The sequence below is a fragment of the Mycobacterium terramassiliense genome (assembly GCF_900157385.1).
GTDB classification, from domain to species: Bacteria; Actinomycetota; Actinomycetes; order Mycobacteriales; family Mycobacteriaceae; genus Mycobacterium; species Mycobacterium terramassiliense.
In genome coordinates this window covers 1952013-1976761 of sequence record NZ_LT717701.1, presented here as the reverse complement: position 1 = coordinate 1976761, position 24749 = coordinate 1952013, and the positions used below count along the sequence as shown (strand labels likewise).

Genomic DNA, 24749 nt, shown 5'->3' with positions numbered 1-24749 from the left:
GCTGCCGCTTGGGCGCTACATTCAGCCGCGATATCCCATGAAAAGCAGCGGCCCCGCGTTCCTGATCCTGTTCGCCACCCTGATGGCGACCGCGGGCACCGGCATCTCGATCGTCGCGTTCCCGTGGCTGGCGTTGCAGCACCACGGCAGCGCGAAGGACGCCTCGGTGGTGGCCGCCGCGATGACGGTGCCGCTGGTGTTCGCCACGCTGGTCGCCGGAACGGCGGTCGACTTCTTCGGGCGCCGCCGCGTGTCGCTGATCTCCGATTCGCTGTCCGGCACGGCGGTGGCCGCCGTTCCGCTCATCGCTTTGACGGCCGGCCGAGCCGCGCTCACCGTCGCGGTGTTGGCCGTGTTGGCCTTCTTCGCGGCCGCTTTCGACCCGGCCGGGATGACGGCGCGCCAATCGATGCTGCCGGAGGCCGCCGACCGCGCGGGCTGGTCGCTGGACCGCACCAACAGCATTTACGAGGCGATTCAGAACCTGGGGTTCATCGTGGGACCGGGCATCGGCGGATTGACGATCGCCGCGGTCGGCGGCGTCAAGACGATGTGGATCACGGCGGGTTTGTTCGCGTTGTCCTTCCTCGCGATCGGGGCGCTCCGGCTCGATGGTGCCGGCAAGCCGCACCTCGCGACCCGGCCCGCCGGGTTGGTGTCCGGCGTCGCCGAGGGGGTGCGATTCGTGTGGAACCTGCGGGTGTTGCGGGCGCTCGGGCTGATCGACCTGGTCGTCACCGCGCTGTACCTGCCGATGGAGAGCGTGCTGTTTCCCAAGTACTTCAGCGACCATCGTCAGCCCGCGCAGCTGGGTTGGGCGTTGATGGCGCTGGCGGGCGGCGGCGTCGTGGGCGCGCTCGGTTACGCCGTGCTGTCGACGCACGTGCGGCGGCGCACGGCCGTGTTGACCGCGATGCTGACCTTCGGTGCGGCGGCGGTCGGCATCGCGTTCCTGCCGCCGTTGCCGGTGATCCTGGTGCTGTGCGCGGTGACCGGAGTGGTCTACGGCCCGATCCAACCGATCTACAACTACGTGATGCAGACGCGGGCCCCGCGCCACCTGCGCGGTCGAGTGGTCGGCGTGATGGCGGGCCTGACGTACGCGGCGGGCCCGTTGGGCTTGCTGGTCGCCGGTCCGCTGACCGACGCCGCCGGGCTGAAGGTCACGTTCCTGGCGCTGGCGGTGCCGATCCTGCTGGTCGGCCTCGTCGCGTGCTGGCTGCCCTCTCTGCGCGAACTGGACCGCGAACCGGAGTTGGCGGTCGATCCCGCGCCGTAGGATTTTGGGCGTGAACGCCGACGCCCTGGCCGAGCTGATCGCCAAGCTGCCCGACGGGATGGTCGTCACCGACCCGACCATCACCGACGGCTACCGCCAGGACCGCGCCTTCGATCCGTCGGCAGGCAAGCCGCTGGCCGTGGTCCGGCCACGGCGCACCGAGGAGGTGCAGACGGTCATGCGCTGGGCCAGCGCCCACCGGGTGCCGGTGGTGACCCGCGGGGCCGGCAGCGGCCTGTCCGGAGGGGCCACCGCGCTCGACGACGGCATCGTGCTGTCGACGGAAAAGATGCGCGACATCGCCGTCGACCCGGTCACGCGCACCGCGGTATGCCAGCCGGGACTGTTCAACGCCGAAGTCAAGAAGGCCGTCGCCGAGCACGGACTGTGGTACCCGCCCGACCCGTCGTCGTTCGAGATCTGCAGCATCGGGGGCAACATCGCTACCAACGCCGGTGGCCTGTGCTGCGTAAAGTACGGCGTCACAACGGATTACGTGCTGGGCATGCAGGTGGTGCTGGCCGACGGCACCGCGGTGCGCCTCGGCGGCCCGCGCCTCAAGGACGTCGCAGGACTGTCCCTGACCAAGCTCTTCGTCGGCAGCGAGGGCACGTTGGGCGTCGTCACCGAGGTGACACTGCGGCTGCTGCCCGCGCAGAACACGTCGAGCGTGGTGGTGGCCACGTTCGCCTCGGTCTCCGCGGCCGTCGACGCGGTGCTGGGAACCGTTGCGCGGCTGCGCCCTTCGATGCTGGAGTTCATGGATTCGGTGGCGATCAACGCCGTCGAGGACACCCTGCGCATGGACCTGGATCGCGGGGCGGCCGCGATGCTGGTGGCCGGCTCCGACGAAAGGGGGCGCGCCGGCAGCCAGGACGCCGGGGTGATCGCCGCCGTGTTCGCGGAAAACGGCGCAACGGAAGTCTTTTCGACCGACGACCCGGACGAGGGCGAGGCCTTCATCGCGGCCCGCCGGTTCTGCATCCCCGCGGTGGAGGCCAAGGGCTCGCTGCTGCTGGAAGACGTCGGGGTCCCCCTGCCCGCGCTGGGTGAGCTGGTGACCGGCATCGAGGCCATCGCCGCGGAGCGGGACCTGATGATCTCGGTGATCGCCCACGCCGGCGACGGCAACACCCACCCGCTGATCGTCTACGACCCCGCCGACGCCGCGATGACCGAGCGCGCGCACCTGGCCTTCGGCGAGATCATGGACCTGGCCGTGGGGCTGGGCGGCACGATCACCGGCGAGCACGGCGTCGGCCGGCTGAAGCGGCCGTGGCTCGACGGCTACCTGGGACCCGAGGTGATGGAGCTGAACCAGCGCATCAAGCGCGCGCTGGACCCGCTGGGCATCCTCAATCCGGGCGCGGCGATCTAGGTCCGTGCGCTCGGCGCGTTGAGTGTGCGCCCGTGGCTTTCGGTGTGCGCTGTTGGGCGCGATTTCGTGCGTTTTTACGCACTGGACGCACCCTCGAAGCCGTCAACTCACGCCGAATGAGGCATGCCTGGCGAAGGTGGCCCCGTTCTGGCCAGCCCTTGACATCATCTCCCTCTTGTCGTACGAATGAGACATGGCTGCGGTTATGTCTCATGAGGCCCCGGCGGCGTTCCGGCTCGCCACCGCCGACACCTGGCCCGCTCCGTGGCCGATGTACCGCGCGCTGCGCGACCATGACCCCGTGCACCACGTCGTGCCCGACGGCCGGCACGACCACGACTACTACGTGTTGTCCCGGCACGCCGACGTCTGGGCGGCGGCGCGCGACCACGAGACCTTCTCCTCCGCGCAGGGCCTGACCGTCAATTACGGCGAGCTGGATCTCATTGGGCTGAAAGACAATCCCCCGTTCGTGATGCAGGATCCACCGGTGCACACCGAATTTCGCAAGCTGGTGTCGCGCGGTTTCACACCCCGGCAGGTCGAGGCGGTGGAGCCCAAGGTGCGCGGCTTCGTCATCGAGCGCATCGAGAGGCTGCGCGCCGACGGCGGCGGGGACATCGTCACCGAGCTGTTCAAGCCGCTGCCGTCGATGGTGGTGGCCCACTACCTCGGTGTGCCCGAGGAGGATCGCGCGCAGTTCGACGGCTGGACCGAGACCATCGTCGCGGGAAACACCGTCGCCGGCGGGATCGGCGCGGCGCTGGAAACCGTCGGGGAGGCCATCGGGTCGATGATGGCCTACTTCACCGGTCTGATCGAGCGGCGCCGCAGCCAGCCCGAGGACGACACCATCTCGCACCTGGTGGCGGCCGGGGTGGGCGCGGACGGCGACATCTCCGGGACGCTGTCGGTGCTCGCGTTCACGTTCACGATGGTCACCGGCGGCAATGACACCGTCACCGGAATGCTAGGTGGCTCAATGCCTTTGCTGCACGAGCGCCCCGACCAGCGGCGGCGTTTGGTCGACGATCCCGGTTTGATTCCCGACGCGGTCGAGGAGCTGCTGCGGCTGACGTCGCCGGTGCAGGGGCTGGCGCGCACCGCCACGCGCGACGTGACGATTCAGGGCACGACCATCCCGGCCGGCCGTAAGGCCTTGCTGCTGTACGGGTCGGCCAACCGGGACGAACGCCAATACGGGCCCAACGCCGGCGAACTCGATGTCACCCGCTGCCCCCGCAACATCCTGACGTTCAGCCACGGCGCCCATCACTGCCTGGGCGCGGCCGCGGCCCGCATGCAGTCCCGGGTGGCGCTGACTGAATTGCTGTCCCGCTGCCCGGATTTCGAAGTCGACGAGTCCGGCATCGTGTGGTCCGGCGGCAGCTATGTGAGGCGGCCACTGTCGGTGCCGATCCGGGTGAACGCCTGATGCCCGACTGGCTGGCCCCCCACCGGGGCGAAGTCGCCGCCGACCGGATCCTCGACGCGGCCGAGCAGCTCTACACCCAGCGGGACCAGGCGTCGATCGGCATGAACGAAATCGCCAGGGCTGCAGGGTGTTCCCGTGCGACGCTGTATCGGTACTTCGAGAACCGCGAGGCGCTGCGGACGGCCTACGTGCACCGCGAAACCCGGCGGCTCGCCCGCGCGATCGCCGACGAGATCGACGGCATCGAGGACCCGCGCGTGCGGCTGGTCGCCAGCATGAGCGCCACGCTGCGGATGGTCCGCGAAAGCCCTGCGCTGTCATCGTGGTTCGCCCTCAGCCGCCCGCCGCTCGGCGGCGAGCTGGCCGGGCACTCCGAGGTGATCACCGCGTTGGCCGCGGCCTTCGTCGGCTCGCTCGGTCCGGAAGAGCCGGCCGCCGTGCAGCGCCGGGCCCGCTGGGTGGTGCGGGTGCTCACGTCGCTGTTGATGTTCCCGGGGCACGATGAGGCCGACGAGCGGGCGATGATCGAGGAGTTCGTCGTCCCGATCGTGGCGCCGGTCGGCGCCCGCTAGGGGATGTTGGCGGCGTTGGTGCCAGGCGTTCCGATCGAACCGTTGGCGCCGCCGGGGCCGCCGTTGTCAGCGACGTAGCTGCGCCGGCGGTGTTCGTCGGGGTGGACTCGCCGCCAAGTCCGCCGGGGCCGGGGTTGGCGGCGTCGACGTCGGTGCCGCCCTGACCAGCGTATCGCCGGTTCCACCCGCGCCGCCGAGACCGCCGTTGCCGAAGAGGCCGGCGGCGCCACCGTGACCGCCGGGTCCGCCGGCGACACCGGCCGCATTGCCATTCACCCCTGACCCGCCGTTGCCGCCGTTGCCGATCAGCAGCCCACCGGGCCCGCCGTTTTGCCCGTCCCCGGGGCGCCGTTTGTGCCGTTGCCGATCAGCGGGCGCCCCGTGAGCGCCTGGGTGGGCGCATTGATCACACCCAGGATGTCCTGTTCGAGCGTCTGCAGCGGCGACGCGTTGGCGGCCTCGGTGGCCTCGTAGGCGAACCCGCCGCCGTTCAGCGCCTGAACGAACTGGCTATGAAACGCCGCCGCCTGCGCGCTGAGCGCCTGAAATTCCTTGCCGACGTCGCCGGACACCGCCGAGATCGCTGCCGACACCTAGTCCTGCGCCGCCGTGGCGATCTGCGTCGTGGACCCCGCCGCCGCCGCATGGGCCTGCTGTAGCGATGAGCCGAGGCTGGTCAGGTTCGCCGAAGCGTCGGCCGGGTTCTCCGAAACGGCGAACACGAAGGAAGTCGTGAAGGTGCTCCTGCGACAGACGTACGGCAATCGGCGTCAGAGGAAGCCCGAAGTCCTCAGATCAGCTCGGGACATCACGCCCGGTCTGCCGAGATTGTCACCGAAAATATCTAATCGCGATTGGATCAATTCCGTGCCGCTCAGGGCCACTACGCGGAGGCGGCGTGGGGCCTGCACTGGTGGCGCGCCTCGAATGCGGTCACGATTTCCCCGGCGCGCACCGCCACGTTGGACAGCAATGATGACGACAGGCCGTGAGTGTGCTCGACTCCGCCGTTGAGATAGATGTCGCCCGGGGCTCCCGCCTTCGGTATCAGCCGATAGTCCCGCGTGACGGCGGGCCGCCCGTGTGAATCGAATTCGTAGCGGCCGGCCAGGTCTCCCAGGAGGCGCCGGACGTCCATCGGAGCGTAGCCCGTCGCGTAAACAACCGCATCGCAGTCCAGCGTGGCACGCGAGTAATCGATCAGGTGGGATATCGTCAGTCGCACCTTGTCCGGGAATTCTTGCGCGGCAATGACTTCGGACGTGTTGTGCATGAATAGTCGGCGGGCACCAGACACCCGCTCGGCGTACTCGCGCGAATAGAGTTCGTCGATCAGTGGCGGATCGACCGCCGAATAATTGGTTGAGCGATGGTAATCGAGCAGTCGTTCGCGCACTTGCGTGTCGGCGCGATAGAACTCGTCCATCGCCGACGGGTCGAAAATCCGGTTGGCGTATGGGGTGTCGTCGGCGCTGCTGTACCCGTATCGGGCGAAAACCGCGTGCACCTCGGCCTGCGGGTAGGCCTGGTGGAGGTGGGCGACCACCTCGGCCGCGCTTTGGCCCGCGCCGACGACGGCGAATCGCTTTGGGGCAGAGGGCGTCAGCGCGGCCAGGTTACCGAGCAGCCGGTGGCTGTGCCACTGCCGGGGGGTTTCGATCACGCCCGCGGGCAGCTCCGGCTGCAGCCCCGTCGCCATGACCAGTGTCGCGGCATGGATAACGCGGTCGGGCTCGGTCCGCACCACGAACCCCGTGTCGCCGGGGGAGATTTCGACGACGCGGTGGCCGTAGCGGACGTCGGCGGCGACCCGCGCCGCGGCCCACTCGAGATAATCGTGAAACTCCAGTCGACTGGGAAACAGCGTGTGCTGGCCGATGAACTCGACCAGGCGGCCGCGCTCGCCGAGGTAGTTCAGAAACGTGAAGTCACTGTGCAGGTTTCGCAGGGTCACCAGGTCTTTGAGGAACGGAATCTGCATGCGCGCATGGGGCAGCAGCATGCCCAGGTGCCAACCGAACTTGGGCTGCCGCTCCAGGAACACCGCCGCCAAGCCTCGCTCGTCCAAAGCGATCGCCAAAGCGAGATTCGACGGCCCGAAGCCGACGCCGAGCAGGCCGGTCTGTTCAGGAATGGGCATAGGACCGCGCCAATCGTTCCAGATAGCGTTCGCGGACGGTGGTCCTATTGATCAGCACCACGAAATCGGCCATGTCGAAGTCGGGATCGTAGGAGGGTTCTCCGCAGATCATCCCCCCGATCCGCAGCGATCCCTGCACCATCGGCGGGATGCGCACCCGGCCCGGGTCGGGTAACTCGGAAAGGCTCAATCCGTTGACGGTGACGGGGTTTCGCGGATAAACCCGATATTGGTCAGGGGCGCGATGCCCGCTCAGGGCCGCGTCGCGCACACCCCGGACCAGTGCGCCGCGCGGGCCGCCGTCCTCCATCCGGACCGACAGCGATCCGATTCCGAACTGATAGCCGCTGATCTCCTGATATCGAAGGATTCCCGCCCACAACAAACCCATCACCGCTCCGCTGCGGTGCTCGGCGTGCACCGTTGCGCGCCCGAGTTCGACCAGCTGGTCACGCAACTCGTTCAGGCCACCGATGTCGAAGGTGGTGTCGGCGAACAGGCCGCCGGCGGCCCGGGCGCCGTCGGGCGGCAGCAGCCGGTAGCACCCGACGATCTGTCCGGTCGTCTCGTCTCGGGCCAGCAGATGATCGCTGTACGGATCGAATTGATCGACGTCGATCATGTCCCCGGTCAGCGGTCCGCGGACGGCCCGCGGCAGTGCCGCGCCCATCTCCTCGGCAAACGTCTGGTAGCGCAACCGCTGGGCAGCTTCGATGTTTGCGGGGTCGCTGGAGATTATGACGCTGTAACGGTTGTTATCCGTCGCGGGGATGAGGACCGCATCGCCCAACATGGATGAGAACGTTACACGGACATGCCTTCAGCAAACGGTATTTCGGGCTCACCGTGGCGGCGCGCGCCGACCGCGATCAAGATCGCGGTCGCGACCGCGGCGGCGGTGGCGGCGACCGCCGCGGCCACCAGCGCGGCCTGCATTCCGGCGGCACTGGCCTGGCGGGCCGCCCGCGCGATGGCCGGTAGCGCGGGACGGTAGTCGGCGGGCAGGAAATCGAGCACCCGCAGGCCCGCGCCGGCGGACACGCTGTCGATCAGGCGGCGTGCGGCGCCGGGGCCGAGGACGCCGAGCTGAGCCAGTTCGTGCGTGGCGCTGGCGGACGCCCTGGGACCGAATAACGCCCCCAGGCCCGCGACGCCGGCCAGGATGCCGACCTGGCGAACGGTGCTCACCGCGCCGGTCGCCATTCCGGCGTCGGCGACCGGCACGAATTGCAGTGCGATGTCGGACGTCAACGCGAACAGGCCGCCCAGGCCCAGCCCGGCCACGACGGAACCCGCGATGAAGTGCGTCCACTGCGTGCTCTCCCCGACCCCGGTCATCAGCCACAACCCGACCGCGATCAGCGCCACACCACCCGGGATCGACGTCCACGCCGGGAAATAACGCGCGGCGGTCATGGCCAGCGGGGCGCCCAGCACGCAGGCGACGGTCAGCGGGAGCGCCCGCAGCCCCGACTGAAATGGGCTGTACCCCAGCGTGTTCATGAAATACAGCGCAAGGTAGTTGGTCGCGGCGATCAGGGTCCCAGCCGCGGCGAACGCCGCGAGGGATACCCCCGCGAAACCCGGGCGACGCACCACGCCAAGGTCGAGCATTGGCGCGCTCACCCGCGACTCCCACCACCCGAATGCCAACAGGCCCAATACGGAAAACGCGCCCAGCGCCAGGATCACCCCGTCGGTCCAGCCGCGGTGATTGCCCTCGATCAACGCGTACACGCCCGCGAAGAGCGCGGCCGACAATACGGCCGTGCCGACCAAGTCGAGTGGACGATCTTGCGCGGCACGGGTTTCCGGGACGAACCGCACGGCGATCACCAGTGCCACGGCGCCGATCGGCACGTTGATCAAAAAGATCGACTCCCAGCCGAACGCTCCGACCAGCGCCCCGCCGAGCAGCGGCCCGACGGCGGCGCCCGCACCCATCACGGCGCCGTAGATCGCGATCGCGATCCCCCGCCCCCGCTGTTCGGGGAAGGCCGCGGCCACCATCGGCAGCGAGACGCCCAGCAGGATCGCCCCGCCACTGCCTTGCAGGGCCCGGCACAGGTTGAGCATCTCGATGCTGCGGGCCAGCGCGCAGCCGGCCGACGCCAGCGTGAACGCGGCCATCCCGCCCAGATAAAGACGTCGCCGCCCGAGTCGGTCACCCAACGTCGCGGCGGTGAGCAGCAATCCCGCCATCGGCAGCGCGTAGGCGTCGACCACCCACTGCAAACCGCTGAGGTCGGCGTCCAGGGTGGCCTGGATGTTGGCGAGCGCGGCCGAAACGATGGTCATGTCGAGCAGCAACATGAACACCGCGAGGCAGACCGCGAGCAGCGTCAGCCGAGGATGAAGCGCTGTCCCCCCATCCCCTTCGTCGCCGGCCACCTAGCCGTCCTTGACCCGGGTGAAACGGTGCAGGAGCCAGGCCAGCGGGATGGTGATGACCATCGTCGCGATGAACAGGTACAGCATCGAGCCGGTGTAGACGTGCGCGCGGACGACGTACACCATCGCGAATTCCATCGTGATGAGGTGGATCAGGAAGATCTCGTAGGAGATCTCACCGAGCCACACCATCGGCCGGCTGGCCAACAGCCGCGAATACAGCCCCTGGTCACCCAGCGCCAGCGGTGCCACCGCGAGGGCGGCGATCACGGCGTAGAACACCGTCTTGAAGATGGCCTGGCTCAGCGTCGCCGGCGACGTGGTGGGTGCGCCCGCGATGGGCGTCGACGCGATGAAGTAGCAGATGATCGCCAGCGGGATGGCCATGAACGCGTAGCAGTGCACTTTCATCGCCTGCAGCACGGCCAGCGCCATGCCGGCGAGGAACCATGCCAGGTAGGTGGGCAGCCACAGCCGGGCGCCGTCGGGAAACCAGTGATCGGTGTGCACCAGGACCAACCATCCCGGGCTGATCAGCGCCATCCCCGCCAGCGCGGCCAGCATCGCCTTGGGCTGCCATCGCCGCCGGGCGATCAGCACCAGCAGCAGGTACGCCAGCAGCGGTAGCACGACATAGAACGAGGCCTCCACCGCCAGGCTCCACATCTGCGTCAGGCCCTGGTGCAGGTACTTGCCCAGGTAGCCGTTGCAGTAGATCTGCGTCAGCGTCAGGTTGCGCACCAGTCCCAGCCAGGTGTGCCCGGGATTCGGGCCCGCCTCGCGGAAGTGGTAGAGCACGTAGGCGAACAACACGGTGATGAGGTAGGCGGGCATGATGCGCCGGACCCGGTGCCGCGCATAGCGACTCAGCGACGGCGGCGGGCCACCGGTGGCGGCCGACTTCACCCACGGGCGGAACAGCAGGAAGCCCGACAGCACGAAGAAGATCGGCACGCCGATCTCCAGCCGTGAGCCGACCAGGCCCCAATAGCCGTGGGTGTACTTACCGGTGGTGTAGGCCGCGTGGGTGCCGACGACGGTGAGCGCGGCGACCGCGCGGATGCCGGTCAGGGATGCGACGCGGTCGACGTGGGAGACCTGCTCGAGACCGCCCTGGGCGTCCCGTTCTTCGGACAGCGTCATCCGGCGTGTTTCCGGCGTGGTTTGGTCTTGGCGGGTGAGCGGTCGGGTCGCAAGTCGATCAGGACGCCCGAGATGCGGGTCTGCTCAAGCTTCTTCAGCGTCGCCCTCGGCAGCTTGGCCGGCAGCTCCACCAGCGAGAAGTCCGGTCCGATGGCGATGTGGCCGAAATCGCTGCGGTGCAGGCCGCCCTCGTTGGCGATGGCGCCGACGATCGCGCCGGGGCCGATCTTGTGCCGCTTGCCCACGGAGATCCGGTAGGTGGCGAAATCCCTTGACTGCCTAGGTCTTTCGCTTGTCGTTTTGGGACGTTCCCGGCGTTCGCGCCGTTCGGGCGGCGGTTCGGGCGACATCAGGAACGCTTCGCCGTCGCGGGATTGCACCGCCAGCGCCGCAGCGATGTCAGCCATCGGAACATCGTGCTCGCGTTCGTAGTCCTGAACCAGCTTGCGGAACAGGTCGATTCCCGGGTTAGCGAGCGTGTCGGTGATAGAGTCTGCGAACTTCGTGATGCGTTGGGTGTTGACGTCCTCGACGGTGGGGAGTTGGGCCTCGGTGAGCGTTTGCCTCGTCGCCTTCTCGATCGCCTTGAGCAGGTGGCGCTCCCGCGGGGAGACGAACAGCACCGCGGTTCCGGACCGCCCCGCCCGCCCGGTGCGTCCGATGCGATGCACGTAGGACTCGGTGTCGTGCGGAATGTCGTAGTTGAGGACGTGCGAGATCCGTTCGACGTCGAGGCCTCTGGCGGCCACGTCGGTGGCGACCAGGATGTCGATGCCCTTGGAGCCTCCCTCCTTGAGCGCGGCGATGGTCCGCTCCCTTTGCGCCTGCGGGATGTCGCCGTTGATGGCGGCCGCGGAAAACCCTCGGGCCCTGAGCTTTTCGGCGACCTCCTCGGTGGCCTGCTTGGTGCGCACGAAGACGATCATCGCCTCGAACGGCTCCACCTCGAGGACGCGGGTCAGCGCGTCCATCTTGCGGGGGCCGGCGACCTGGATATAGCGCTGCGAAATGTTCTCGGCGGTGGCGGTTTTCGCCTTCGCGGTGACCTCGAACGGATCGTGCAGGTACTTCTTGGTGAGCTTGCGGATGGCCGGCGGCATGGTGGCCGAGAACAGGGCCACCTGCTTGTATTCCGGGGTTTCGGACAGGATGCGCTCGACGTCCTCGGCGAAACCCATGGTGAGCATCTCGTCGGCCTCGTCGAGCACCAGGTAGTCGATATGGGACAGGTCCAGGGTGCCGCGTTCGAGGTGGTCGATGACCCGGCCCGGGGTGCCGACCACCACCTGCGCGCCGCGTCGCAGCCCGGCCAGCTGCACGCCGTAGGACGACCCGCCGTAAATCGGCAGCACGTGGATCTGGGGCAGGTGCGCGCCGTAGCGGCTGAACGCCTCGGCCACCTGCAGGGCCAGCTCGCGGGTGGGGGCGAGCACCAGCGCCTGGGTCGCGGTGCTCTTGACGTCGATCTTGGACAGGATCGGGATCGCGAAGGCCGCCGTCTTGCCGGTGCCGGTCTGCGCCAGCCCGACGACGTCGGACCCGGCCATCAGCGGAGGGATCGTCGCCGCCTGGATGGCGGTCGGCGTCTCGTAGCCGACGTCGGCGGTGGCCCGCAGGACCGCAGGGTGAATCTGCAGGTCGGCGAACGTGGGAGAGGCAGCCTCGGGGCGGCTGTCGGGGAGGGTCATCAGGACCTGGAGTCTAGTGGTGATCGCCAGCTCAGCGGAGCTGAGCGTGGCGGGTCACCACCATCGAGCCCCGTGGTGATCGCCAGCTCAGCGGAGCTGAGCGTGGCGGGTCACCACACACCTAAGGGATCGCGAACGCGCGTGTTTGTACGGCGACACGCCGCGTAAGCCGTACATCTGCGCACCATCGCAAAGGGGATCCGGCGCAGCCACCGGGCGACAATACAGCTGTATGGTCGCGGCGCGGGCGCATAACGCACTGCCGCCGGCGGCGTGCGTATCCTGCGATGACCTCGCCCGACCAGGCATTTAAGCGCTTGACGGGGAGCCGTCGCGCGTAGAGGGATGAACAACGCACCGCTGACGACGTTCCCCGCCGCGGCGGCGACGCCAGCCCAACCCGAACTGGAGCGCTGGCACCCCTCCCCCGAGGCGATCGTCGCCGACGGCCACTGCCCCCAAGTGAACGACACCGGGCGAGCCCTCGGCCACGCCTGCCCCACCCGCGGGCGCGATAACGGTACGGTTTCGCGGTGTGTGTTCGCTGATTCATCGCGCGCTGACGGGCCTCGCCGTCGTCGCTACTTCGGCTTTGACCGCCTGCGGTTCGGGGGATTCGACCGTCGCCAAGACGCCGCAGGCGACGACAACCAGCGAAACGGCGTCCCCCGACGCCAGCGGCTGCCCCGCCCCCCGGTAGCGCGGCGCCTGATCCGTGCGCCGTCAACCTCGCCTCGCCCACGATCGCAAAGGTCGTCTCTGAGTTGCCACGTGATCCGCGCAGCCAGCAGGCCTGGAACCCCGAGCCGCTGGCGGGCAACTACAACGAGTGCGCCCAGCTGTCGGCGGTGATCATCAAGGCCAACACCAACGCGGGCAATCCCTCGACCCGGGCGGTGCTGTTTCACCTCGGCCAGTTCATCCCGCAAGGCGTGCCCGACACCTACGGGTTCAACGGGGTTGACCCCGCGCAAACCACCGGTGACACGGTCGCGCTCACCTACCCCAGCGGTATCGGCCTGAGTACCACGGTGAAGTTCCGGTGGAACGGCAGCGGCGTCGAGCTCATCGGGAACAAGCCCGGCGGTTGAGGGAGGATGGCTCAGCGACTCGGGCGGTAGGGGGCCACTGGCCGGCCGCGCGCCAGCGAAGAGCGTCAGCCGCTCACCTGGAGCGGAAGCGAGAACGCGCCCGCGCCACCGGTCACCACGAACACCCAACGGCCGTTGGAGGGCAGGCGAACCTCGATGTCGAAGAAGGCGAACCCGATTTCGCCGCCGGCGGCGCCCTCCGGCAGCTCGTATTCGACATTGAGCGGCTCGTCGTCCGTCGGGGGTCTGATCTCGACTTCGACCAATCCGACCGGACTGTCGGTCTCCGCCTGGGTGAGCACGACCAGCACAAACCGCGCTAACCGGTCGTCCCCCACCCTGAAGCCGGACAGCACTCCGCCGGACACCGTGAGCTTGTTGTCCACCACCGAAGCCGCTTCGGCGAGAAAGGCCCCGGTAATCACCCCGCTGAAGTTACCGCTTCGTCGGCCTGAAGGGCCGAAGGGCGGTCGGCCCGACACTGCGGCCGCGTCGGTCCGGTGTCGGATCCCTCGCCTACTGTGGCTGCTGTGTTCGTCACCGACGACAGGATCGTCTACAGCGCGTCGGATCTCGCGGCGGCCGCCCGCTGCGAGTACGCGCTGCTGAGGGACTTCGACGCAAAGCTCGGCTGGGGTCCTTCGGTCAGCGTCGAGGACGAATTACTCGCGCGCACGGCCACTCTCGGCACCGAGCACGAACGACGACGCCTCGCCCGATTCCGCGAGGAGCTCGGCGAGGGCGTCGCGGTCATCGGCCGCCCGTCATACACCGTCGCCGGGCTGATGGCAGCGGCCGAGGCGACGCGGCGCGCGATCGCCGACCGTGCGCCGGTGGTGTATCAGGCCGCGATGTTCGACGGGCGCTTCGCCGGGTTCGCCGACTTCCTGGTTCTCGACGACGAGCGATACCGGGTCACCGACACCAAGCTGGCGCGCTCGCCCAAGGTCACCGCCCTGCTGCAGCTGGCGGCCTACGCCGACGCGCTGGTCGCCTCCGGCGTCGCCGTGGCGCCGGAGGCCGAACTGGAACTGGGCGACGGCACGGTCGTGCGCTACCGGATCGGTGACCTGATTCCCGTATACCGTTCGCAGCGCGCGCATTTGCAGCAACTGCTCGATGCCCACCATGCCGCGGGCACCACGGTGCGCTGGGCCGACGACGGCGTGGCCGCCTGCTTTCGCTGCCCGTTGTGCACCGAGCAGCTGCGTGCCACCGATGACCTGCTGCTGGTCGCCGGCATGCGAATCGCCCAGCGCGACAAGCTCATCGACGCAGGGGTCACCACGATCGCCACGCTGGCCGGCCGTACCGCCTCGGTGCCCGGCCTGGCGCCCCCGGCACTGGACAAACTGACGGCACAAGCCAAACTGCAGCTGCGCCAACGCGCTACCGGGACACCGCAATTCGAGATGGTCGACCCCCAGCCGCTGACCCTGCTGCCCGAGCCGGACCCCGGTGATCTGTTCTTCGACTTCGAGGGCGACCCGCTGTGGACGGCAGACGCACACGACTGGGGCCTCGAGTATCTGTTCGGCATCCTGGACGCCACGGGAAAATTTCACGCGCTGTGGGCGCACGACCGGATGGACGAGCGCAAGGCGCTCACCGACTTTTTGGCGATGGTCAAAAAGCGCCGCAAGCGCCGGCCCAACATGCACATCTACCACTACGCGGCCTACGAGAAGACCGCGCTGCTGCGGCTCGCCGGGCGGTACGGGGTCGGCGAAGACGAGGTCGACGAATTGCTGCGCAGCGGCACCCTGGTCGACCTTTATCCCCTGGTGCGCAAGAGCATTCGCGTAGGCGCGGAGTCGTTCAGCCTCAAGGCGCTCGAACCGCTCTACATGGGGACACAGCTGCGCGCCGGTGACGTCACCACGGCCGCCGAATCGATCACCTCCTACGCCCGCTACTGCGAACTGCGCGCGGCCGGCGAGCACGACGGTGCCGCGTCCGTGCTCAAGGAGATCGAGGACTACAACCATTACGATTGCCGCTCCACCCGCGAGCTGCGCAACTGGCTGATGCTGCGCGCATACGAGGCCGGCGTCGTACCGGTCGGCGCCCAACCGGTTGCGGAGGGCAACACCGTCGAAGACCGCGACCAGCTGGCGACGGCCTTGTCGACGTTCGCCGGCGCCGCCGGCGTCGGTGACCGCACGCCCGAGCAGACGGCCGTGGGCCTGGTGTCGGCGGCCCGCGGCTACCCCCGGCGCGAGGACAAGCCGTTCTGGTGGGCGCATTTCGACCGGCTGAACTTCCCCGTCGAGGAATGGTCCGACGACACCGACGTCTTCCTCGCCGAGTCGGCGTCGGTCGACGCCGACTGGCGCACTCCGCCCCGCGCCCGCAAGCCGCGGCGACAAGTGCGGCTGAGCGGACAACTGGCGCGCGGCGACCTGGTGACGAACGTCTTTGCCCTCTACGAGCCCCCGGCCCCACCGGGCATGACCGACAGCCCGGACCGGCGCGCGGCCGGCCGCGCCGACGTCATCGCGGTCGACGACCCGGCGGTGCCCACGGAGGTCGTCATCATTGAGCGAGTCGGCAGTGACGGCAACACGTTTCACCAACTGCCGTTCGCGCTCACCCCCGGCCCACCGATCCCCACGGCGGCATTGAGGGAGTCCATCGAATCGACCGCCGCTGCGGTGGCCGCCGGGCTGCCGCGCCTACCGCGCAGCGCCGTCGCCGACATGCTGCTGCGCCGTGCGCCACGCACCCGCACCGGCGACCCGCTGCCCCGCAGCGCCGACACTGTTGCCGACATCACCGCCGCCGCGCTCGACCTGGACTCGTCCTACCTGGCGGTGCACGGGCCGCCAGGCACCGGCAAGACGCACACCGCGGCGCGCGTCATCCAACGCTTGGTCACCGAGCACGGATGGCGCATCGGGGTGGTGGCGCAATCCCATGCCACGGTGGAGAACCTGTTGGACTGCGTGATCGACGCCGGCCTGGACCCGGCGCGGGTCGCGAAGAAACCCGCCGGCCACGAAGCACCCCGATGGCGGGAGATCGAGTCGAATGAGTACGCGGCCTTCATCGAAAGCAATCAAGGCTGCGTGATCGGCGGCACCGCATGGGATTTCGCCAATGCCACTCGGGTGCCGCCGGGTGCCCTGAACCTGCTGGTGATCGACGAGGCGGGCCAGTTCTGCCTGGCCAACACCGTCGCGGTGGCGCCGGCGGCCGCCAATCTGCTGTTGCTGGGCGATCCCCAGCAGCTGCCGCAGGTCAGCCAGGGAACGCATCCCGAACCGGTCGACACGTCGGCGCTCGACTGGCTGGTGGACGGCGGGCGCACGCTGCCGGACGAACGCGGCTACTTCCTGGACCGCTCCTACCGCATGCACCCGGCGGTTTGCGCCGCCGTGTCCGCGCTGTCCTACGAGGGCAGGCTGCGCTCCCACGAATGCGCCGCGGCGCGTCACCTCGACGGCTGCCCGCCCGGTGTGCGGGTGATTACCGTTGCCCACCAAGGCAATTCGACCGAGAGCCCCGAGGAGGCGGACGCGATCGCCGCGCAGATCGATCACATCCTCGGCAGGTCATGGACCGACGAGCGCGGCTCCCGGCCGCTGGCCGCCTCCGACGTCTTGGTGCTGGCCCCCTACAACGCGCAGGTGACGCTGATTCGCCGGCGGCTGGACTCCGCCAAGCTTGGCGCGGTGCGCGTCGGCACCGTCGACAAGTTTCAGGGCGGGCAGGCGCCGGTGGTCTTCGTTTCGATGACGGCGTCGTCGGTAGACGTGGTGCCACGCGGAATCTCGTTCCTGCTCAACAGGAACCGCCTCAACGTCGCCGTCAGCCGGGCGCAGTACACCGCGGTGATCGTCCGCTCGCAGTCACTCACCGAGTATCTCCCCGGCACACCCGCGGGCCTGATCGACCTGGGCGCCTTCCTGGCGCTGACGCGGGACTAGTTGCCCGACGAGTGCCGGCCGTAGCCGGTGGGCGCCTCACCCGGATCGGGTCGGTGGCGGTGTCCGGGTGACACCATCGGGCGGGGCGGCTTCCCGCCCTCGACGCGAGAAACATGGGAGCCACGAGAACCGTTGTGGGCAAGGGCCGCCGGTCCCACGGGCGGCGGGGGGCCGGCGTCCGGTTCGCGCAGCAGGATGAACTCGACGTACTCGTCATCGTCATAGTCGTCGTCGACGACGTCGCCCGCATCGGCCGCATCCCACGCCGTGAGGGCCGAACGTGCGAACCCGACCAGGAACAGCGCGGCGATGATGCCGAACAACGCGATGAACGCCGGCAGGAGCACCGACTGCGCCATCGCGGTGGAAAACGGCTCGCGCAGGAACTCGGGCAGTTGCGCCGACGCGGTGTCCTCGGGCGCCGCAGTCGCCGACGGCATCTCGGCGCCGATCCGCCACGTCATGAACGCGGCCATGCCCGCGCTGCCGAGAACCGCGCCCAACTGCCGCACCGAGTTGTACACGGCGGAGCCCGTCCCGGCGAGGTCGTCGGGCAGGTTGCGCGTCGCGGTGGCCGTCAACGGCGCCCACACGAACGCGCTCCCGACGCCGATCACCGCGAACGGCAGCAGCAGCCGCCAGATCGGCGTCGACGGCGACATCTCGAACGACAGCCAGGTCAGCCCGATCGCCATCATCGAGAAGCCGAAGCCGAGCACCGGGCGCGGGTGGTACCTGTCGACGATCAGGCCCGCTAATGGCGCCAGCACGCCGCCCGCGACCGCCATCGGGGCGATCACCAGGGCCGAGCGCGTCGGCGACAGTCCGCATCCGGCCTGCAGAAAGAACGGCAGCGGCAGCATCATCGCCGTCGTCGCGAACGAGGTGACGGCGACCCCGGCGTTGCACACGGTGAAGTCGCGGTCGGCGAAGACCTGCAGCGGGATCAACGGCTCGCGGGTGTTGACGGCCTGCCAGTACACGAAGACCGACATGAATCCGACGCCGGCGACGATCATCGCCCAGACCCAGGGCTGCCAGTGGCCGGCCTGGCCCTGCTGCAGCCCGAACACGATCAGGAACATGCCCAGCCCGGACAGCCCGACGCCGACCAGGTCGAACCGGTGCGCCTGGGTGGGCAGCACGGGAACCAGCCACACGGCCAGCGCCAGCCCGGCGACGCCGATGGGGACGTTGACGAAGAAGATCCACTGCCAGCCCAGCCCGTCGACCAGGGCGCCGCCGGCCAGCGGCCCGACCAGCGTGGCCACGCCTGCGGTCGCACCCCACAGGCTCACCGCCACCCCACGCCGCTCCGGCGGGAAAATCCTGGTGATCGTCGAGAGGGTCTGCGGGGTGAGCACCCCGGCGCCCACGCCCTGGACCACCCGGGCCGCGATCAGCATGGCTGCGCTGTCCGAGAACCCGCACCACATCGATGCTGCGGTGAACACCGCCAGCCCGATCAGGTAGAGGTTTTTGGTGCCGAACCGGTCGCCGAGCCGCCCGGCCACCAGCAACACGACGCCGTATCCCAGCAGGTAGGCGCTGGTCACCCAGACCACGGTGGCGTACCCGGTGTGTAGGTCGGCCTTGATCGTCGGGTTGGCGATGACGACGATGGTCGAGTCGATCATGATCATGAAGAAGCCGACCATCAGCGCCCACAGCGCGTTCCAGGGATTCCCGGAGGCCGGCGAATGAGAAGCCATCGCGGAGTTCCACCGCGTCATGAAGTCGGCGCGACTCGACGTCGCCCTGGTCATGTGGCCTCCCCCTGGAAACGAACGGCCGGTACCTCACCCTGCCCGCATTATCCCGATGCGGCAATCGGCGGGCTCCTTGGGCTTCGCGACCGGCCGATGTTTTGGCAAACGCGGGTTAGCCTGGGAAGGACGCCATACGGCGGGGAAGGCCAGGAGAGGCACTATGCGGGCTCGACGGAACAGAGCTTCACACGCGTCAAAGCCGGAGCAGACGCCGGCCGACGGTGGTCGGCCCAAAGCGTCGGCGCGCGCGTTGGCGCAGGTCATCGAGCGCAGTACGCGCATCCACGGCCCGGCGGCCGAGGCGTACGTCAGCAGGCTGCGCCGGACGCACCCGGCCGCCACTCCCGCCGAAATCGACGCCAAGCTGGAAAAGCGCTTCCTGGCGGCGCTGACGGCCAGCGGGGCCGCGGTCGGTTCGGCCGCGACGTTCCCCGGGGTGGGGACGCTGGCGGCGGTGTCCGCGGGCGCCGGGGAAACCGTGTTCTTCGTCGAGGCCACGGCCCTATTCGTGCTGGCGAAGGCCGCCGTGTACAACATCCCGGCCGACCACCGGGAACGGCGCCGCGCGCTGGTGCTCGCCGTCCTGGTCGGCGACGACAGCCGCCGCGCGATCGGCGAGCTGATCGGTCCAGGCCGCACCCAGGGCGGCTGGCTGGCCGAGGGCATGGCGTCCCTACCGTTGCCGACGCTGGGCCGGCTGAACACGCGGATGCTCAAGTACTTCGTCAAGCGGTACACGGTGCGCAAGGGTGCGCTGATGTTCGGCAAGGCGCTGCCGGTCGGCATCGGCGCCGTGATCGGCGGCGCCGGCAACCGGATGGTGGGCAAAAAGATCGTCACCAACGCGCGCCAGGCGTTCGGGCCGGCGCCCACCCGCTGGCCAAGCACGCTGCGGGTGTTGCCTCCGGTCCACGAGGCCGGCTAGCGGTTCACTCACCGGTCGCTCTCGCGGATTGCCGGCAAAAGGTTAGCCTTTATTGGGGCGGAAACGTTCCGGGACCGGCGCGGGTGTGAGGTGCCCCACTACCAGGGGCGCGGGAGAGTCGCAGGCGTGAGGAAAGCGCTTGCAGAGCAAAAGAATTGAGGCGAACAGCGGCCGTGAGCAACATATCGCCATTCGGGCAAAACGAGTGGCTGGTCGAGGAGATGTACCGCAAGTTCCGCGACGACCCCTCTTCGGTCGACCCGAGCTGGCACGAATTCCTGGTCGACTACAACCCCGAGCCCACCGCCGACACGGGTGACGGGCAGGCCGCGGAAGCAAAAGCCCCCGCCCCGGAAGCCAAGCCCGCCGCGCCGGCGGCGGCTCCGGAACCGGCGAAGCCCAGGGGCGGCAACGGCGCCGCGGCGCCCGCCAGGGCGTCGTCCGCTCCCCCGCCGGCCGAAGGCGACGAGGTGCAGGTGCTGCGCGGCGCCGCCGCGGCCGTCGTCAAGAACATGTCCGCGTCGCTGGACGTGCCGACGGCAACCAGCGTCCGGGCGATTCCGGCCAAGCTGATGATCGACAACCGGATCGTCATCAACAACCAGCTCAAGCGCACCCGCGGCGGCAAAATCTCCTTCACCCACCTGCTGGGCTACGCGCTGGTGCAGGCGATCAAGCAGTTCCCGAACATGAACCGGCATTACGCCGAGGTCGACGGCAAGCCCACCGCCGTCACCCCGGCCCACACCAACCTGGGCCTGGCCATCGACCTGCAGGGCAAAGACGGCAAGCGCTCCCTGGTGGTGGCCGGCATCAAGCGCTGCGAGACCATGCGGTTCGCGCAGTTCGTCACCGCCTACGAGGACATCGTCCGGCGCGCCCGCGACGGCAAGCTGACCGCCGAAGACTTTGCGGGCGTGACGATTTCGCTGACCAACCCCGGCACCATCGGCACCGTGCACTCGGTGCCCCGGCTGATGGCCGGCCAGGGCGCCATCATCGGCGTCGGCGCGATGGAGTACCCCGCCGAGTTTCAGGGGGCCAGTGAGGAACGCATAGCCGAGCTGGGCATCGGGAAGCTGATCACGCTGACGTCGACCTATGACCACCGCATCATCCAGGGCGCGGAGTCCGGCGACTTCCTGCGCGTCATCCACGAGATGCTGCTCTCGGACGCGTTCTGGGACGAGATCTTCCGCGAGCTGGGCAACCCGTACCTGCCGGTGCGCTGGAGCACCGACAACCCGGACTCGATCGTCGACAAGAACGCGCGGGTCATGGAGCTCATCGCGGCCTACCGCAACCGCGGGCACCTGATGGCCGACATCGACCCGCTGCGGCTGGATTCGAACCGTTTCCGCAGCCATCCCGATCTGGAGATTCTCAACCACGGCCTGACGCTGTGGGACCTCGATCGCGTCTTCAAGGTCAACGGCTTCGCCGGTTGCGAGTACAAGAAGCTGCGCGACGTGCTCGGCCTGCTGCGCGACGCGTACTGCCGCCACATCGGTGTGGAGTACACCCACATCCTCGAACCCGAGCAGCAGGCATGGCTGCAGGAACGGGTCGAGACCAAGCACGTCAAACCCACCGTGGCCGAGCAGAAGTTCATCCTGAGCAAGCTGAACGCCGCCGAGGCGTTCGAGACGTTCCTGCAGACCAAATACGTTGGGCAGAAACGCTTCTCGCTGGAGGGCGCCGAGAGCGTGATCCCGATGATGGACGCGGCCATCGACCAGTGCGCCGAGCACGGCCTCGACGAGGTGGTCATCGGGATGCCGCACCGCGGCCGGCTCAATGTGCTGGCCAACATCGTCGGCAAGCCGTATTCGCAAATTTTCTCCGAGTTCGAGGGCAACCTCAACCCGTCGCAGGCGCACGGCTCCGGCGACGTCAAATACCATTTGGGCGCCACCGGCATATACCTACAGATGTTCGGCGACAACGACATTCAGGTGTCGTTGACGGCCAACCCGTCGCACCTGGAGGCGGTGGATCCGGTGCTGGAGGGCCTGGTGCGCGCCAAGCAGGACCTGCTGGATCGCGGCGCCGATGACGACGGCGGCAAGAGCTTCTCGGTGGTGCCGATGATGATGCACGGCGACGCCGCGTTCGCCGGGCAGGGGGTGGTGGCCGAGACGCTGAACCTGGCGAACCTGCCCGGCTACCGCGTCGGCGGCACCATCCACATCATCGTCAACAACCAGATCGGGTTCACCACCGCACCGGAGTACTCCAGGTCCAGCGAGTACTGCACCGACGTGGCGAAGATGGTGGGAGCACCGATCTTTCACGTCAACGGCGACGACCCGGAAGCCTGCGCGTGGGTGGCCAAGCTGGCCGTCGACTTCCGGCAGCGCTTCTGCAAGGACGTCATCATCGACATGCTGTGCTACCGACGTCGCGGCCACAACGAGGGCGACGACCCGTCGATGACCAACCCCTACATGTACGACGTCGTCGACACCAAGCGCGGGGCGCGCAAGAGCTACACCGAGGCCCTGATCGGCCGCGGTGACATCTCGCTCAAAGAGGCCGAGGACGCGCTGCGCGACTACCAGGGCCAGCTGGAGCGGGTGTTCAACGAGGTGCGCGACTTGGAGAAGCACGGCGTGCAGCCCAGCGAATCGGTGGAGGCCGATCAACCCGTGCCCGCGGGCCTGGCGACCGCCGTGGACAAGTCGCTGCTGGCCCGCATCGGCGACGCGTTCCTGGCCGTGCCGGACGGGTTCACCGCGCACCCGCGCGTGCAACCGGTGCTGGAAAAACGCCGGGAGATGGCCTACGAGGGCAAGATCGACTGGGCTTTCGGCGAACTGCTGGCGCTGGGTTCGCTGGTGTCCGAGGGCAAGCTAGTCCGGCTGTCCGGTCAGGACACCCGGCGCGGCACCTTCTCCCAGCGCCACTCGGTGATCATCGACCGCAACACCGGCGAGGAGTTCACCCCGCTGCAGTTGCTGGCGACGAACCCCGACGGCACCCCCACGGGCGGCAAGTTCCTGGTCTACGACTCACCGCTGTCGGAGTACGCCGCCGTCGGCTTCGAGTACGGCTACACCGTGGGCAACCCGGACGCGCTCGTGTTGTGGGAGGCGCAGTTCGGCGACTTCGTCAACGGCGCGCAGTCGATCATCGACGAGTTCATCAGCTCCGGTGAGGCCAAGTGGGGCCAGCTGTCCAACGTGGTGCTGCTGCTGCCGCACGGCCACGAGGGCCAGGGCCCCGACCATACCTCGGCCCGCGTCGAACGCTTTTTGCAGCTGTGGGCGGAGGGTTCGATGACGATCGCGATGCCCTCGACGCCGTCCAACTACTTCCACTTGTTGCGTCGCCACGCCCTCGACGGCATCCAGCGCCCGCTGATCGTGTTCACGCCGAAGTCGATGCTGCGCAACAAGGCCGCGGTCAGCGACATTAAGGACTTCACCGAGATCAAGTTCCGCTCGGTGCTGGAGGAACCGACCTACGAGGACGGCGTCGGCGACCGCGGCAAGGTCAGTCGAATCCTGTTGACCAGCGGCAAGATCTACTACGAGCTGGCCGCCCGCAAGGCCAAGGACAACCGCGAGGACGTCGCGATCGTGCGCATCGAACAGCTCGCCCCGCTGCCCAAGCGCCGGCTGGGCGAGACGCTGGACCGCTACCCGGCCGCCGAGGAATTCTTCTGGGTTCAGGAGGAGCCGGCCAACCAGGGCGCCTGGCCGCGGTTCGGCCTGGAGCTGCCGGAGCTGTTGCCCGACAAGCTAACCGGGCTCAAGCGCATCTCGCGCCGCGCCATGTCGGCCCCCTCGTCGGGTTCGTCGAAGGTGCACGCCGTCGAGCAGCAGGAGATCCTCGACACCGCGTTCGCCTGATTGCTCGAACGTCGACTTGTTGTGCGCGCCAGCCCTATTCGGCGCCAATAAATCGACGTTCGGCGCTAGGAAACGTTCGCAAGGAAATCAAGGCGCCACAATTCCTGAACAGCAATCAAAGTGTCGAGATCGGGCTCGTAGTCCCGATCGGGCCCCAACATCCGGTGCGCGTGCGCGGGAGGGTCCATGCGTCCAGGCCCAGAATGGCCCGTCGGCGCACTAGAGCCCGACGGCCACGCGTTCGTCCGTCGGCCCTGCGAAGGCCGTACCGCGGGTACCGGCTAGCCTCGACGCAGACCGACTGACAGGAGAGTGCTCATGAAGGGGTTCGCCGGCAAGGTCGCCGTGGTCACCGGCGCCGGTTCGGGGATCGGACAGGCGCTGGCCGTCGAGCTGGCCCGGTCCGGGGCCAAGGTCGCGATCAGCGACGTCGACACCGAGGGCTTGGCGCAGACCGAGGAGCAGGTGAAGGCGATCGGGGCGCCGGTCAAGGCGGACCGACTCGACGTCACCGAGCGCGAGGCCTTCCTCGCGTACGCCGACGAGGTCGCCGAGCACTTCGGCAAGGTCAACCAGATCTACAACAACGCGGGCATCGCCTTCACCGGCGACATCGAGATCAGCCAGTTCAAGGACATCGAACGGGTGATGGACGTCGACTTCTGGGGCGTCGTGAACGGCACCAAGGCGTTCCTTCCGCACGTGATCGCCTCCGGGGACGGCCACGTCATCAACATCTCGAGCGTGTTCGGGCTGTTCTCGGTGCCGGGGCAGGCGGCCTACAACTCGGCCAAGTTCGCCGTCCGCGGCTTCACCGAGGCGCTGCGGCAGGAGATGATCCTGGCCCGCCACCCGGTCGCGGTGACCACCGTGCATCCCGGCGGCATCAAGACCGCGATCGCCCGCAACGCCACCGCCGCCGAGGGGCTCGACAGCGACCAGCTGGCCAAGCTCTTCGACAAGCGGCTGGCCAGGACCAGCCCGCAACAGGCCGCCCGGGTCATCCTGGACGCGGTCCGCAAGAAGAAGGCGCGCGTGCTGGTCGGCAACGACGCCAAGGTCATGGACCTGATGGTGCGGGTGGCCGGCCCCTATTACCAGCAGCTGTTCGGGCCCGTCATGGGCCGGTTGATGCCCAAGGTCTGACGCTCCGCG

The 24749-nt window shown here is 68.6% G+C and carries 15 protein-coding genes and 2 pseudogenes; 9 read left to right on the top strand and 8 right to left on the bottom strand.

Going from position 1 to position 24749, the window contains the following annotated elements:
• Positions 1-37 precede the first annotated feature (37 nt).
• From tap to MTAB308_RS24060, 4 genes are all read left to right on the top strand, one after another.
• Complete coding sequence (gene tap, locus MTAB308_RS24075; RefSeq protein ID WP_077102792.1) at positions 38-1279, top strand: multidrug efflux MFS transporter Tap; 1242 nt, start codon at positions 38-40, stop codon at positions 1277-1279.
• Between the two features lie 10 nt (positions 1280-1289).
• Positions 1290-2657 (top strand): FAD-binding oxidoreductase, encoded by a 1368-nt coding sequence (locus MTAB308_RS24070; RefSeq protein ID WP_077102790.1) that lies wholly within the window; start codon positions 1290-1292, stop codon positions 2655-2657.
• 193 nt (positions 2658-2850) lie between these two features.
• Positions 2851-4092: a cytochrome P450 gene (locus MTAB308_RS24065; protein ID WP_173842226.1), complete on the top strand. Its 1242-nt coding sequence runs from the start codon at positions 2851-2853 to the stop codon at positions 4090-4092.
• Positions 4092-4664 (top strand): TetR/AcrR family transcriptional regulator, encoded by a 573-nt coding sequence (locus MTAB308_RS24060; RefSeq protein WP_077102786.1) that lies wholly within the window; start codon positions 4092-4094, stop codon positions 4662-4664. Before MTAB308_RS24065 ends, MTAB308_RS24060 begins: the two co-directional genes overlap by 1 nt.
• A gap of 29 nt (positions 4665-4693) precedes the next feature.
• On the opposite strand, the pseudogene MTAB308_RS24055 reads toward MTAB308_RS24060, so the two are convergent.
• From MTAB308_RS24055 to MTAB308_RS24030, 6 genes and pseudogenes are all read right to left on the bottom strand, one after another.
• A pseudogene (locus MTAB308_RS24055) lies at positions 4694-5344 on the bottom strand (PE family protein); the annotation flags it as partial.
• 203 nt (positions 5345-5547) lie between these two features.
• Positions 5548-6804, bottom strand: a complete 1257-nt coding sequence (locus MTAB308_RS24050; RefSeq protein WP_108637395.1) for a lysine N(6)-hydroxylase/L-ornithine N(5)-oxygenase family protein — start codon at positions 6802-6804, stop codon at positions 5548-5550.
• On the bottom strand, positions 6791-7597 hold the full coding sequence (locus MTAB308_RS24045) for a GNAT family N-acetyltransferase (protein WP_077102780.1): 807 nt from the start codon (positions 7595-7597) through the stop codon (positions 6791-6793). Before MTAB308_RS24045 ends, MTAB308_RS24050 begins: the two co-directional genes overlap by 14 nt.
• 11 nt (positions 7598-7608) lie before the next feature.
• The gene (locus tag MTAB308_RS24040) at positions 7609-9150 is read right to left on the bottom strand and encodes a DHA2 family efflux MFS transporter permease subunit (protein ID WP_083746734.1); all 1542 of its coding nucleotides are present in this window, start codon (positions 9148-9150) and stop codon (positions 7609-7611) included.
• A gap of 45 nt (positions 9151-9195) precedes the next feature.
• The gene (locus MTAB308_RS24035) at positions 9196-10338 is read right to left on the bottom strand and encodes an acyltransferase family protein (RefSeq protein WP_077102777.1); all 1143 of its coding nucleotides are present in this window, start codon (positions 10336-10338) and stop codon (positions 9196-9198) included.
• Positions 10335-12026, bottom strand: coding sequence for a DEAD/DEAH box helicase (locus MTAB308_RS24030; RefSeq protein WP_077102775.1), 1692 nt, complete (start codon positions 12024-12026; stop codon positions 10335-10337). The genes MTAB308_RS24035 and MTAB308_RS24030 overlap by 4 nt, the downstream gene beginning before the upstream one ends.
• A gap of 535 nt (positions 12027-12561) precedes the next feature.
• Here MTAB308_RS24030 and MTAB308_RS24025 point away from each other — a divergent pair.
• Positions 12562-13117: pseudogene (locus MTAB308_RS24025) on the top strand (LppP/LprE family lipoprotein).
• Positions 13118-13182: 65 nt separating this feature from the next.
• On the opposite strand, the gene MTAB308_RS24020 reads toward MTAB308_RS24025, so the two are convergent.
• Positions 13183-13542, bottom strand: coding sequence for a hypothetical protein (locus tag MTAB308_RS24020; RefSeq protein ID WP_077102773.1), 360 nt, complete (start codon positions 13540-13542; stop codon positions 13183-13185).
• A gap of 105 nt (positions 13543-13647) precedes the next feature.
• Here MTAB308_RS24020 and MTAB308_RS24015 point away from each other — a divergent pair, with 105 nt between their 5' ends.
• Positions 13648-17046: a TM0106 family RecB-like putative nuclease gene (locus MTAB308_RS24015; RefSeq protein ID WP_077102771.1), complete on the top strand. Its 3399-nt coding sequence runs from the start codon at positions 13648-13650 to the stop codon at positions 17044-17046.
• Here the strand turns inward: MTAB308_RS24015 and MTAB308_RS24010 are convergent.
• On the bottom strand, positions 17043-18779 hold the full coding sequence (locus MTAB308_RS24010) for an MFS transporter (protein WP_425436355.1): 1737 nt from the start codon (positions 18777-18779) through the stop codon (positions 17043-17045). The two genes, MTAB308_RS24015 and MTAB308_RS24010, sit on opposite strands and share 4 nt — an antisense overlap.
• Before the next feature lie 196 nt (positions 18780-18975).
• Here MTAB308_RS24010 and MTAB308_RS24005 point away from each other — a divergent pair, with 196 nt between their 5' ends.
• The 3 genes from MTAB308_RS24005 to MTAB308_RS23995 all read left to right on the top strand — a co-directional run bounded on the left by MTAB308_RS24005 (position 18976) and on the right by MTAB308_RS23995 (position 24740).
• Positions 18976-19740 carry a hypothetical protein gene (locus MTAB308_RS24005; protein ID WP_077102767.1) on the top strand — a complete coding sequence of 255 codons (765 nt, stop codon included), beginning with the start codon at positions 18976-18978 and terminating at the stop codon, positions 19738-19740.
• Positions 19741-19913: 173 nt separating this feature from the next.
• A complete protein-coding gene (locus tag MTAB308_RS24000) occupies positions 19914-23594 on the top strand; it encodes a multifunctional oxoglutarate decarboxylase/oxoglutarate dehydrogenase thiamine pyrophosphate-binding subunit/dihydrolipoyllysine-residue succinyltransferase subunit (protein ID WP_077102765.1) in 3681 nt (1226 codons plus the stop codon).
• Between the two features lie 318 nt (positions 23595-23912).
• A complete protein-coding gene (locus MTAB308_RS23995) occupies positions 23913-24740 on the top strand; it encodes an SDR family NAD(P)-dependent oxidoreductase (protein ID WP_077102763.1) in 828 nt (275 codons plus the stop codon).
• Positions 24741-24749: the final 9 nt, after the last annotated feature.